This is a genomic window from Vibrio cincinnatiensis, from assembly GCF_022113815.1.
In the GTDB taxonomy this organism is placed as follows: Bacteria; Pseudomonadota; Gammaproteobacteria; order Enterobacterales; family Vibrionaceae; genus Vibrio; species Vibrio cincinnatiensis_A.
Map to the genome: position 1 here is coordinate 125132 of NZ_SGOM01000001.1, position 12112 is coordinate 137243.

The 12112-nt window shown below is 42.8% G+C and carries 11 protein-coding genes and 1 pseudogene; 9 read left to right on the forward strand and 3 right to left on the reverse strand.

What is annotated here, in order from left to right; genetic code table 11:
- Positions 1–140 precede the first annotated feature (140 nt).
- On the reverse strand, positions 141–2132 hold the full coding sequence (locus EXA13_RS00530; protein WP_238131383.1) for a methyl-accepting chemotaxis protein: 1992 nt from the start codon (positions 2130–2132) through the stop codon (positions 141–143).
- Positions 2133–2484: 352 nt separating this feature from the next.
- Between EXA13_RS00530 and hinT the strand changes: the two genes are divergently transcribed.
- From hinT to EXA13_RS00575, 9 genes are all read left to right on the forward strand, one after another.
- Positions 2485–2835, forward strand: coding sequence for a purine nucleoside phosphoramidase (hinT, locus tag EXA13_RS00535; RefSeq protein ID WP_238131384.1), 351 nt, complete (start codon positions 2485–2487; stop codon positions 2833–2835).
- A 48-nt stretch (positions 2836–2883) separates the two neighbouring features.
- A complete protein-coding gene (locus EXA13_RS00540; RefSeq protein WP_269136820.1) occupies positions 2884–4296 on the forward strand; it encodes a COG3014 family protein in 1413 nt (470 codons plus the stop codon).
- Positions 4296–4685, forward strand: coding sequence for a YcfL family protein (locus EXA13_RS00545; RefSeq protein ID WP_238131799.1), 390 nt, complete (start codon positions 4296–4298; stop codon positions 4683–4685). The genes EXA13_RS00540 and EXA13_RS00545 overlap by 1 nt, the downstream gene beginning before the upstream one ends.
- Before the next feature lie 26 nt (positions 4686–4711).
- Positions 4712–5302 (forward strand): penicillin-binding protein activator LpoB, encoded by a 591-nt coding sequence (gene lpoB / locus EXA13_RS00550; RefSeq protein WP_238131386.1) that lies wholly within the window; start codon positions 4712–4714, stop codon positions 5300–5302.
- A 32-nt stretch (positions 5303–5334) separates the two neighbouring features.
- Entirely contained in the window at positions 5335–6204 is an 870-nt protein-coding gene (locus EXA13_RS00555) for a phosphotransferase (protein ID WP_238131387.1), read from the forward strand.
- A gap of 79 nt (positions 6205–6283) precedes the next feature.
- Positions 6284–6823 (forward strand): alpha/beta hydrolase YcfP, encoded by a 540-nt coding sequence (gene ycfP, locus EXA13_RS00560; RefSeq protein ID WP_238124762.1) that lies wholly within the window; start codon positions 6284–6286, stop codon positions 6821–6823.
- Between the two features lie 431 nt (positions 6824–7254).
- Entirely contained in the window at positions 7255–8544 is a 1290-nt protein-coding gene (locus EXA13_RS00565; protein WP_238131388.1) for an NAD(P)/FAD-dependent oxidoreductase, read from the forward strand.
- A gap of 240 nt (positions 8545–8784) precedes the next feature.
- The gene (locus tag EXA13_RS00570; RefSeq protein ID WP_238131389.1) at positions 8785–9561 is read left to right on the forward strand and encodes a cytosolic protein; all 777 of its coding nucleotides are present in this window, start codon (positions 8785–8787) and stop codon (positions 9559–9561) included.
- Between the two features lie 76 nt (positions 9562–9637).
- Positions 9638–10669, forward strand: coding sequence for a cytosolic protein (locus tag EXA13_RS00575; RefSeq protein ID WP_238131390.1), 1032 nt, complete (start codon positions 9638–9640; stop codon positions 10667–10669).
- A gap of 56 nt (positions 10670–10725) precedes the next feature.
- On the opposite strand, the pseudogene EXA13_RS00580 reads toward EXA13_RS00575, so the two are convergent.
- A pseudogene (locus tag EXA13_RS00580) lies at positions 10726–11278 on the reverse strand (GNAT family N-acetyltransferase).
- Positions 11279–11327: 49 nt separating this feature from the next.
- Positions 11328–12095, reverse strand: a complete 768-nt coding sequence (locus EXA13_RS00585) for a peptidoglycan binding protein CsiV (protein WP_238124543.1) — start codon at positions 12093–12095, stop codon at positions 11328–11330.
- Positions 12096–12112 lie beyond the last annotated feature (17 nt).

Below are 12112 nucleotides of genomic sequence, written 5' to 3' on the forward strand. Positions count from 1 at the left end.
ATCATATAACGGCGGGTTGGCAAAAAAACAAGGGTGACCGTATGGAAATGTCACCCTTGCGAGAAGTTTTGACGTAGTGCTAACAATCGACACTGCGCCAGCTTAATGATCGGTTAAAAGGTCAACCAAGCCTTGACTCCTTATAATTTAAACCGATGGACAAGTTGACCTTGCTGATTGGCGAGTTGAGTTAGACTCTCACTGGTCTGTGCGATCTGATTCATTGCTTGATAGCTTTCGTCCGCGATATGGTTGATATCTTCAATGCTACGCGCTATCGAACTGGTGGTTTCACTTTGTTCTGCGGCCGCTTGAGAAATATGAGTACTCATTTGGCTAATTTCCATGATCAATGCTTGAATTTCTTCCATGGCACTGTTCGCACTGGAGGCTTGTTCAACCGATTGCTCCATATCCTGCATACAGGTTTCAATCACTTTACTTGCAGTACCAGAGCTGGTTTGAAGGTTACTGATCATGGTCTCAATTTCTGAGGTAGACTCGGTTGTCCGTTGTGCCAAAACACGAACTTCATCGGCAACGACTGCAAAGCCTCGTCCTTGCTCTCCAGCTCGAGCAGCTTCAATCGCGGCATTCAAGGCTAATAGGTTGGTTTGTTCAGCAATGTTACGAATGACGTCTAAAATTGAGCCAATTTGACTACTCATTTTATGTAATTCGCCGACAGCATCGACGGAGTCATTAAGACGAGCTTCCAATTGATTGATGGTGGAAATGTTATTGCTCATCACCTGTCGACCAGACTCAGAAGCACTTTCAACTTGTTGAACCATGTGTAGTGAACTCTGTGCACTGTGCGCCACTTCCTGAACGGAATGCGCCATTTCGGTCATGGCTGTGGCCACGTTAGCCGTTTGTTCACGTTGACTGTTCAGCTTGTTTTGTGCGCTTTGTGACGTTGATTGGTTACTGTTTGCTGTAGCTGTCAAATTATCAGAAGCTTCATTGAGCTTCATCAGAATATCATGCAGGTTATTGGCCAGTGAGTTGATATGTGTGCTTACTCGAGCAAATTCGTTGTTGTAACGCACTTCAATGCGCTTAGTCATATCTCCTTGTGTCAGGCTTTCCAGTGTGGAAAGAATACGATTAAGCGGGCTACGAACACTGTGTGCAATATGGTAGCCGATACCAGTAGCAAGTAAGACAACCAAAATGCCAATACCAATTGCACGGTATACACCTAAATCATAGACTTCACCGGCTTCGGTTAGTGCGGCATCGAGTTCTTGAGTGGCAGTTTGGTTAAATGAATCAAGAATAACCATCGCATTGTCCACTTCTGCGGCTAAGTTGGCGATATTGTCATACAACGCTGAGCGTGCTTTGAGGTACTCATTGTGTTGATCCAGTACCCCACCTTTTTGACCAATATCTTGTGTGAATTGAGCAACAGACTCATCAAAGACTTTTTTTAGTTCGGGAAGCTGTGTTGTTAGACCTCGATAGGAGTAATTGAGATGAGCAACCGCTTTACGGTTATTGGCTACCGCCTCTTCAACAAAATCCATGTCGGAGCTGGCAAGGGCATCAGAGGTAATCACTTCTGCATCGCGAAGCTTGATGAAATAGCTTTTTGCCATCACTTTGACGGAAATACTACTTTGATCATCGACATACTCTTTCATGCCAACACTGAGTTCTGAGTGCAGACGCTGAAAGTTACGTGTCGATTGTTGGACTTTCTCTTGTGACGTAAACATCGCTTGATAGTTGCTCATTGCATCATAAGCTTCAGTAAAATAACGTTGTTCCAATTGTCTTAGCTGTTCGATGCGTTCAGTCAGCTCTGGGTGGGAAGAACTGGCGTCGGCCAATTGTTGTAATACCGCTCGAAAGTCAGTTTGTGCCTGAGTGAATTCGGTACGCCTTTCTGCCATCCGCTCACTATTTTGGGTGGTTAAGAAATCCTTAAATGATTTGTCCGCAGACAGGAGCTGGACGCTGGTTTGGTTAGACAAAGAAACCAGTGGTAATGCAGATTTTGATACTCCTTCAAAATTGGAATGTATTTGTTCCATTCCGTCCATCATGATAGCGACGGTCACAGCAAACATAATAATAATTAGTGTAAATCCGGCATACATACGCCTTATTACGGAACCTTGCATGCTTCTCTCCCTTGAAATCTCTCTCATTTAAAAAAATGACTCATCCAACATAAAATGGCTTGATAGATACCGTTATGTTTTTCCGGTGAAACGTACTACCTATCGTTGTGTTTGGAGGCCTGAATATAGTAATGACAAACAGTCATAAAAAATTAACAAATTAATCAGTATTGTATGGAGTTTAAAATACGCATTTTATGACCTAGGCTGCAAAAATACTTTTTGGCATTTTATTTGTGAATGTAACTTCTGGATTTGATAAGTGAACGGTGTTTTTTATTGAGATTTACTACACCTTGTCGCATACTCAGCCAGACTTAATGGCCTAATTATTCTATCGATGGAGCGCTTCATGGCTGAAGAAACTATTTTCAGTAAAATCATTCGTAAAGAAATTCCAGCGGATATCCTCTACCAAGATGAACTCGTCACCGCTTTTCGAGACATCAATCCTAGAGCACCTAGCCATATCTTAATTATCCCTAATAAATTGATTCCAACCGTCAATGACGTCGACGCTGAAGATGAACGGGCTCTTGGTCGGTTATTTACGGTTGCGAAGAAAATTGCGCAGCAAGAAGGCATTGCTGAAGATGGCTATCGTTTGTTGGTCAATTGCAATGCTCATGGTGGGCAAGAGGTGTATCACATACACATGCACTTAGTGGGTGGTCGCCCTCTTGGGCCCTTATTGATTGGTTAATCTCGTTTGGCCCAGCATAGTTGGGCCATATGTTTATCGTTTAGACTCTTGTTTGAGGCGGAGAATGGCGTGAGCTTTTATTTACGACGTATATTCCTCTTACTCGCCAGTTTATCGCTCAGTGCCTGTGCTCAGTTCAGTGCAGGCAATCTCTTTAGTCACTACAGTGCCCAAAATAATGATCTTCATCAAGCGGTAAAGGTCGGCGATTATTCACGTGCCGCTGAGCATGTACCCGATCAGGTGGCGGGAGATATTCTTGATAATTTAGAAAAAGGTCGTGTCTATTTTCTTGATCAACAGTATGAGCAGAGTAAAACGGCGTTAGAATTATCTGATTCGGCAGTTACGCAGCAGCAAGATCAAGCCGTCATTTCGGTCAGCTCAACGGCGACCAGTGTTGGTTCGCTCGCGATCAATGACAACTTAAGTGAATATACGCCTGCGGATTATGAGCTGGGATTCTTGCATCTTTATTTGGGATTGAACTATCTTCAAAGAAACCAATTAGAAGGGGCGCTTGTTGAAATGCGCCGCGCTAATCTGGTGCAAGAGCAAGCGAGACAAAACCGGCAGGCGGAACTTGAACGTGCACAAAAAGAGTTGCGCAGTAATGGTGTTTCACCCAATTTAGGGGCAGTGTTGGCTCAATATCCTGATGCGGGTACCACATTGCAAGCAGTACAGAATGGTTATTTGCTCTATTTGTCAGCCTTGTTGTACGAGGCGTCGAACGATTTAAACAGTGCTTATGTTGATTATCGACGGGCTTTAGCCGTCGCGGAAGACAACCAATCAGTGATTGATGGGACGCTAAGAGTCGCTCAACGCTTGGGGATGCGAGAAGATTTGCGTCAACTGAGTGAACGCTATGGTGTGTCGAGCTCGTTAAGACCGCAGCAAGGAAGAGTCATTATTATTGAAGAGCAAGGCGTGGTCGACTCTCGGCAGGGTTGGCGTTTATCTTTACCCTTATCTGACAGCCGAGGAAATACGGCGCTGTATTCTTTAGCTTTGCCTTATTATGGGTCGAGTCAGCAAGAGACATTTTCACCGTTACAGCTCAATCAGTCGATGTTTATGGGCGACTTATTGACGGATGTGCATTTAATGGCCCAGCATGATTTATCCGAGCGTATTCCGACGATGGTGATTCGGCAAGCATTACGAGTGGTGGTGAAAGATCAAATTCGTAAAGAAAGCACGCAAAGTGATGGGATTGGAAACTTAATTTTTAATGTTTTTAATACGTTAACTGAGCAACCTGATACTCGAAGCTGGTTAACCTTACCAGACCGAGTTCTGACTCACAGTGAAGTGGTTGGTTCTGGAGAGCAGGTGTTGCAGGTGGGGACTCAGCATTATCGATTTACCGTGCCAGAAGGGGGGACAACCTTAGTTTGGTTATCCCGTCAGGGGAGTAATGCCACTCTCTGGCATAAACAATTGGGAAGGTTATGATGAAAAAAATAGTGGTTGGTTTGCTCGCGGCATGGTTGATCAGTGGTTGCGCAAGCCATACGACGGGGTTGAGTGTTGATGGTGCCAGTCAGCGCGTGTTATTTGGGGATAAGGTTCTTGCTGGTCGTGTACAAATTGATGATATTTCAACTGTAGAAACTCACGGACAAACGCGTGGTATTGTTCGTGTTTCCAGCCAATATCGAGGTGATCAACATCTGCAGTACCGCTTCTATTGGTACGATGCAGATGGACTGGAAGTGAATATTCAGCCGGGGCCTTGGAGACAAATTATTTTACGTGGTGATGAAATGTTATCACTGTCAGAAGTATCCGTTAATCCACAAGGTAAGCAGTTTCGAGTTCAAATTCGTGAGCTTGACAATTAGTGGATAGGATGAGTAGAGGAAAAAAAATGAAAAAAAGTGTTGTAGCGCTCCTTGGACTTGCCGTTTTGCTCGGTGGGTGTTCTAACCGTGTTAGCTATGGTGATGCCCAAGCAGTGGAAACTGTAACGGTTGATTTTGGTTCTACTGATTTGCAAAAAATTGCGGCAGATATGGTAGATAGCATGATGATGTCAGGCTCAGTGGCCGCGATTACTCGTGATGCTCGTCCGATTGTTTTTGTCGAGCGAATTAAGAACAAGACTAGTGAGCACATCGATACTGAATCGATTACCGATACCATCAGTACTAAAATGTTGAATTCAGGTAAGTTCCGCTTCGTTGATATGGATCGTGTTGATGCCGTCCGTGAACAACTGAACTTCCAGAACAACGATGAGTTGGTTGATCAAAGTACAGCAATTCAATTTGGTAAAATGGTTGGGGCGCAATATATGCTGTATGGCAATTTATCCAGCATCGTAAAAAATGCCGGTAACGATAAAGATGTCTACTATAAAATGACAATGCGCCTAATGGATTTAAAGACGGGTTTAATCGAATGGGCTGATGAAACAGAAATTCGTAAACAACAGTCAAAAAGTTTCTTGGGTTGGTAATCATTATTCATTACTCGTAAAAGAGGTGAGAAATGGCAAGGATGTCATGGCGTGAAGCCTGTCAACTCGATCCAACATTACAGTCGTTAACTCACTTCTTTACCTCAACGCCTGAATATGCCCAAACGCTGACTGGAGGGTTGACCAACCGATGTTGGAAAATCACCCTGTCAGCGGATTTGGCTTTTGTCTGGCGTCCCAATACGCCGATTACGAAAGGATTATCTATTTCTCGTGCTCAAGAATATCAAATTCTAAAAGCGATTGAGTCAAGCCATCTTGGTCCTAAAGCGATTACCATTAATGATCAGGGTTTACTTGTTGAATGGATAGCAGGTAAGTCGCTTGCTGACGAACATGTATGGGAGAGCCTGATCAAACTATTGGTTCAAATCCATCAACTAGATAGTGCTCGAATTCCAGCCCCCCCTTTTAACTATACAGCACGAGTGGATCATTATTGGCTACAGCTTAAACCTGAGCTTAAAACTTCGCTGTTTGAAGTGTTATACCAGCAATGGCGCACGCTACCAAATTGTGAACCTTTACCACTTACACTTTGTCATTTCGACTTAGCGGGTTATAACCTCATCAAAACAGAAACTGGGCTTCGTGCTATTGACTGGGAGTACGCCAGTATTGCCGACCCTCGCTTAGATCTTGCTCTTAGCATTGATGTAGCAGGGGAGAAATTATTGGACACCGTTTTTCGTTATTGTCAGTTGAGAAATATTCAACAGGTAGATACTTGGGTTGAAGGTGTGAAAGCATGGCAGCCAAAAGTCAGAATGATGGCGATGCTTTGGTATTTATTAGCTTATCAGCTGTGGGGGGGCGAAGAGTACTATCAACAAGCACTACGTTTTAAAGATCAATTAATTGCTGAGCACACGTTATCATAAATGAGGGAGAGAAGGCATTTAACGCTTTAAAACCATGCCTTTCATGTGTAAATTAAAATCTCCAGCAAGCGGGGGTAGTATGATTATTTATTTGCATGGATTTGATTCAACAAGTCCTGGGAATCACGAAAAAGTGCTTCAGTTACAGTTTATCGATGATGATGTTCGTTTTATCAGCTACAGCACCCAACATCCGAAACATGATATGCAGCACTTACTAAAAGAAGTTCATAAAGCGATTGAACTATCCAATGATCCACATCCAGTCATTTGTGGCGTTGGGCTGGGCGGCTATTGGGCAGAACGAATTGGCTTTTTATGTGGGATTAAGCAAGTTATGTTTAATCCTAATTTACATCCAGAAAACAACATGTCTGGAAAAATTGATCGGCCGGAAGAGTATGAAGATATTGCGACAAAATGCGTCGAACAGTATCGAATGAAGAATAAAGGACGATGTTTGGTTTTTCTTTCTCGTCATGATGAGTTACTGGATAATCAAAAGGCAGCTCAAGAGTTACAAGATTATTATCAAATAATCTGGGATGATAAACAGCCGCATAAATTTAAGAAAATATCGCAACATTTACAGTCCATTAAAGTCTTTAAAGAAGCTTAAAATAAACAGCAGCTTCAGCTCTGAAGCTGCTGTTTGTTTTTCATCCTGAATCATCTCCACTTCATTCATACCTTCTTATCTTTGTATCGTTGAATCCTTAATCAAACAGATCAAACTCGCTGAATTGTGAGGTAAGAAATAAGATAATCTTGGCTTGCACCCTAGTGTTTGCTCTATATAATGAATCAAAAATAAAAAACTTGATGGACATCAAAAAACGGGTGGTAGGTAAGAAAATAACTTACCAAGAAATTAAGGTTGATACTGCCTTGCAGATTTGGTGTACCAAAACGGGTCAATAACCAAAAAGAATAATACTCGTTGATGAACACGCTGACTTCTACAAACCTATAACACTGATTTAAAAAGAATTTTATCAGTATGATTCATCATGCTGAACCTGATTATTGATACTTTTGAGGATGACAATAGTGACACGTATTATTGTAGTCGGTGGCGGAGCTGGTGGGCTTGAGCTAGCAACGAAACTGGGGCGAACTTTGGGGCGTAAAAATCGCGCTAGCATTACTTTAGTGGATAGAAACTCCAGCCATTTATGGAAACCTTTGCTGCATGAAGTCGCAACCGGATCACTCGATGAAGGTGTTGATGCTTTAAGTTATCGAGCGCATGCAAAAAATCATAGCTTTGATTTTCAACTCGGTTGTTTGGAAGCAATCGATCGCGACAGCAAAAAAATAGTTTTGAGTGAGTTGACCGATGAACAGGGTGAACTGCTGATGCCTAAGCGTGAGCTAAACTATGATCTACTGGTGTTAGCAATTGGTTCTACCTCCAATGATTTTAATACTCCGGGAGTTCGTGAGCATTGCATTTTCTTAGACAGCCCTGAACAAGCCCACCGTTTCCGCACAGAAATGAATAATGAATTTCTAAAACTGCATGCCAAAAATGGTCAAGGTACCGTCGATATTGCGATTGTTGGTGCAGGAGCCACTGGCGTTGAACTCTCTGCTGAATTGCATAATGCCGTGAAAGAATTGCGTACTTACGGATTTGGCGATCTCGATTCAAGCAAACTTAATGTCAACCTTGTAGAAGCTGGGGAGCGCATTTTACCCGCCTTACCACCAAGAATTTCAGCGGCAGCCCATAGTGAATTGACAAAACTTGGCGTAAATGTTCGAACCTCAACGATGGTTACACAGGCAGAAAAAGACGGTTTAACCACCAAAGACGGTGAAAAAATTACCGCCACGATTATGGTGTGGGCCGCCGGGATTAAAGCTCCGGATTTTATGAAAGACATTGCGGGCTTAGAAACTAACCGAATTAATCAATTAGTGGTTAAAGAGACACTACAAACCACACGAGATGACAACATTTTTGTGATTGGTGACTTAGCGCAATGCACACAAGCCGATGGCTCTTTTGTACCACCAAGAGCACAAGCTGCGCACCAAATGGCCAGTTTAGCCTTCAAGAATATTGTTGCTAAATTAAATGGTCGTGAGCTTAAACCTTACCTCTATAAAGATCATGGTTCATTGGTTTCATTAAGCCGATTTTCTACGGTTGGAAGCCTGATGGGGAATTTAACCAAAGGCTCAATGATGGTTGAAGGACGTATTGCTCGTATGGTGTATATTTCGCTGTACCGTATGCACCAAATGGCTTTACATGGCATGATAAAAACGGGCCTCATGATGCTGGTAGGGCGGATTAACCGAGTGCTGAGACCCAACCTCAAACTGCACTAATAAGCGTGAGATTGGTAAAGCTAGGAGGGCAGTTGTATACAAGTTAGTGTATGTGTTCTGCCTTTCCTATGAATAGAGAAAAACGATGGTGACAACCATCGTTTTTCAATTTGATATGTTTTCAACCTCGTGACGTACTACGTTTACACTGAGATCGGCTATTATTTTTGATTTCAAATATCATCCCTAGTCGATTTTTGGTAAAGTTTGCGGCTTATGTCGTGGAGCTGGGGAAGAGAAATGAAGTTACTGTACTGGTTGAATGAATGGGGTTCTCTCCCGCAACCAGAGCAGCAAGTCCGTCTACCATTATCTGGACATAGCCTCATTGACGATGTGTTTGTTCGGTATGAATTGGTGGATGTCACTAAACCATTATTGTTTACTTTCTCCCCTTCTGGTACCAATGTGCAGGAGCAGGATTTACATCCGCATTTTGCCCCTTGGGGCTATCACTTCGCGCAACAACAAAACATCAATATTATTGCCTTTCAACATCTTGGGGTAACCAATTGGTTTCGCAGCCCTTCTTTGATCGCTTTCCTTGAACCATTATCGATGTTGTTGTCTCCTTTCAAGTGCCGTTTGGGTTATGGCTGGAGCCGAGGAGGTTTTGCTATTAGCGCATTTGCCCACTTGCTTCAGCTTGATCATGTTCTGCTGTTTTACCCCGTCAGCACTAAAAATAAAATGCTGGTGCCGTGGGATGATCGACCCAGTACCGATATTGCTCAACAGTTTGATTGGGAAGGGAATTATCATGATAAGGATCTTGGTCATGCCCAAGGTTATATTGTTTATGACCCTACCGATGATATCGATAGACTTCATGCCAAACGTTACCCAGAGTTGACCCATTTTCAGGTGGTTGGGATGGGACATGGTCTATATTCCCACGATTTTAATAAGTTAGATTTTTATAACCAAGTGGCTGAACAATTTATCCATCATCAAAAGATAGATATTGCTGATTTTCACGAGCAAGCCAAGCACTGGTTTTTAAAAGAGGATGGATAGCGTCCCATTTGGGATACGGCACACGAAAAACGAGATTTTTAATACCATTGCTTAATGCAATTTAGATGGAGGATAAATGAAGTTACTGTATTGGTTGGATGAATGGTTGTCTCTTTCCAAAGATGATCAACAGGCCAAGTTACCGATGTCTGGTGAGGATTTGCTTGACGATATTTTCGTTAAATATGAATTTGTGGATCTCAATAAACCCCTGCTATTCACCTTCTCACCCGCGGGCACCAACTTACAGGAACAAGACTTACATTCAGATTTTTCACCTTGGGGTTATCGTCTTGCCCAAAAGCAGAACGTGAATATTATTGCCTTTCAGCACTTAGGTAAAAGTAACTGGTTTCGTAGCCGTAACTTAATTTTCTTCCTAGAGCAACTATCAACCTTGCTGACGCCTTTTGAATGTCGTTTGGGGTACGGACTGAGCCGAGGCGGTTTTGCTGTTGGCGCTTTTGCTAATTTGCTGAAATTACATCAAGTACTGCTATTTTATCCAGTGAGCACCAAAAACAAAAGGTTAGTACCATGGGATACTCGTTCGAGCACGGATATTGCTCAACAGTTTGATTGGGAAGGAGATTACCACGACTTAGATTTGGGAAGCGCCAAAGGCTATATTATTTATGACCCTACCAATAAAATCGATCAACGCCATGCGAAGCGTTATCCTGAGCTGACCCATCTAAGAGTTTTTGGTATGGGCCATGGTACTCACGCCACCTATCTTAATAAATTTGGTTTTTATAAACAGGTAGCGATCGATTTTATTCGCCATCAGCATATCGATATTGCTCACTTTCGGCATCAAACTAAAACCCTGCGCTTTAAAGAGGACTATTACCATCGCCTCAACAAAGCGAACGCCAATTCCTCTCACCGTCTGGGTTTACTGAGTAAAGCTCACAATGTGCTTATTGCTGAAAAAAAAGAGCATGTGAAGGAACATCAGACAACCATTGATATTCAACCATTAGTGGATATTGCGGTGAAGCATCAACAAGACAACCCTGAAGATGCCGTACAGCTATTGGAAATTGCTCAGCAAATAGTCCCTAACAATCCCTTAATTGAGTACAAGCTGCAACAATTGCTATAAGCAGAAGGTAATCTAAGCGCCTTATGGCGCTTCTCATTTACGATAGACTTAGCCGCTTACAAATTGATATCTTGCGGTATGAGCGAAAAAACCATTCCTACTTTAGGCTCACCATGGAAGAGAAATCGATTTCTCGCTAAGTACTCCGGCTTGGCGCCACACGCTTTGGCTAAGTGTTGGCTCGGGATATTTTCAGGGTCGCAGACGATTTCTAAGGCGGGTTAACTGTAATTGGCTAAAACACCATTCCGTGATGGCATTTAAGGCTTCTAGTGCAATCCCTTGTTGCTGAAAAGCATCACCAATCCAATAACCTAGGCTTGCCATATTAAAGGTGGGATAAAATTCATTAATCGCCACCATACCCACTAATTGTTGGGTGGATTTTTGAATAATAGCAAACCCATAAGCCTGCGCTTTTACCCAGTTGAGACGGGTCGCTAAAATAAAGCGATTAGCGTCTTCCTGAGTAAAGGTTGGGTGGCACCAATCGATCCATTGATGGAGTGAAGGGGAATGGCTAATTAAGGCCGATAAGGCGGGCGCATCATCAAGAGTCATTAGGCGTAAATGTAAATGTTGAGTGTTGATAAGAAATTCACAGTGCATGGTTAGCCTAATGGATAATAATAAAACGCCCCTCAGGGGCGTTAGTCAATTACTTCACTTTTCGAACTTGGATAATGATCCCCAGTAGTGGGTGATCCAAATAATGGGTTTCACCACTACGCATACGACGCTTTTGGTCTAATCGATAAGATTTAAGGAAAGATTCCGTTTCCACCGTGGGCGAAATGGCGGCAAGATGGCCGACTTGGACCGTTGAGTCTTGTTCATCTTCTAAATCAAGGTCAAGTTTTTGATCTTGAAGAATGACTTCACGTACACTTGGTTTTTTCAGATCAAGCATAGCTTCGGCATACAAAAAGTGCTGAACATAAATTTGTAATGTACCATCTAATTCATAAAGCGGATGGTTGATTGTCTGCTCAACGACACCATCAATGGGCGCTTCAGCGTGTTCGGCTTGTTCTCGCTCACGGCCATCTGGGTTAAATTGTTGTGAGTAATCTTTGCCCGCTTGAATATGGAAAATCGGCGCACGAGCTTTACCTTGGTCACCTTGTCGCCACGCGGTATGTAACATCACCTGGAAACCCGCGTGATTTCTCAAGCGTTGTACTTGCTCCGTTAGTTTATAGTTAGAATAAGGGAGCATCATTACGCCTTTGCTATGACGGTATTGTGTATCATTAAAGCTGCCCGCTTGGGTAACATTAATTTCAGGAAGCGAATTCGGCCATGACTCACTGGTCTGCTCTGGGTTCACCGCTCGCTGAAAGATGATCACTTCAATATCAAATTGCCGTTGTGCCAAACTGGGCATAGAAACCAGCAAAAGTAGTAGTGGGATCAGTTTTTTCATTATGACTCCGTCATTAT

Bases quoted from the DNA above. Each gene is read 5' to 3' on its own strand.
- EXA13_RS00530 (WP_238131383.1), bottom strand. From the start codon at position 2,132: ATGCAAGGTTCCGTAATAAGGCGTATGTATGCCGGATTTACACTAATT.
- hinT (WP_238131384.1), top strand. From the start codon at position 2,485: ATGGCTGAAGAAACTATTTTCAGTAAAATCATTCGTAAAGAAATTCCA.
- EXA13_RS00545 (WP_238131799.1), top strand. From the start codon at position 4,296: ATGAAAAAAATAGTGGTTGGTTTGCTCGCGGCATGGTTGATCAGTGGT.
- lpoB (WP_238131386.1), top strand. From the start codon at position 4,712: ATGAAAAAAAGTGTTGTAGCGCTCCTTGGACTTGCCGTTTTGCTCGGT.
- EXA13_RS00555 (WP_238131387.1), top strand. From the start codon at position 5,335: ATGGCAAGGATGTCATGGCGTGAAGCCTGTCAACTCGATCCAACATTA.
- ycfP (WP_238124762.1), top strand. From the start codon at position 6,284: ATGATTATTTATTTGCATGGATTTGATTCAACAAGTCCTGGGAATCAC.
- EXA13_RS00570 (WP_238131389.1), top strand. From the start codon at position 8,785: ATGAAGTTACTGTACTGGTTGAATGAATGGGGTTCTCTCCCGCAACCA.
- EXA13_RS00575 (WP_238131390.1), top strand. From the start codon at position 9,638: ATGAAGTTACTGTATTGGTTGGATGAATGGTTGTCTCTTTCCAAAGAT.
- EXA13_RS00585 (WP_238124543.1), bottom strand. From the start codon at position 12,095: ATGAAAAAACTGATCCCACTACTACTTTTGCTGGTTTCTATGCCCAGT.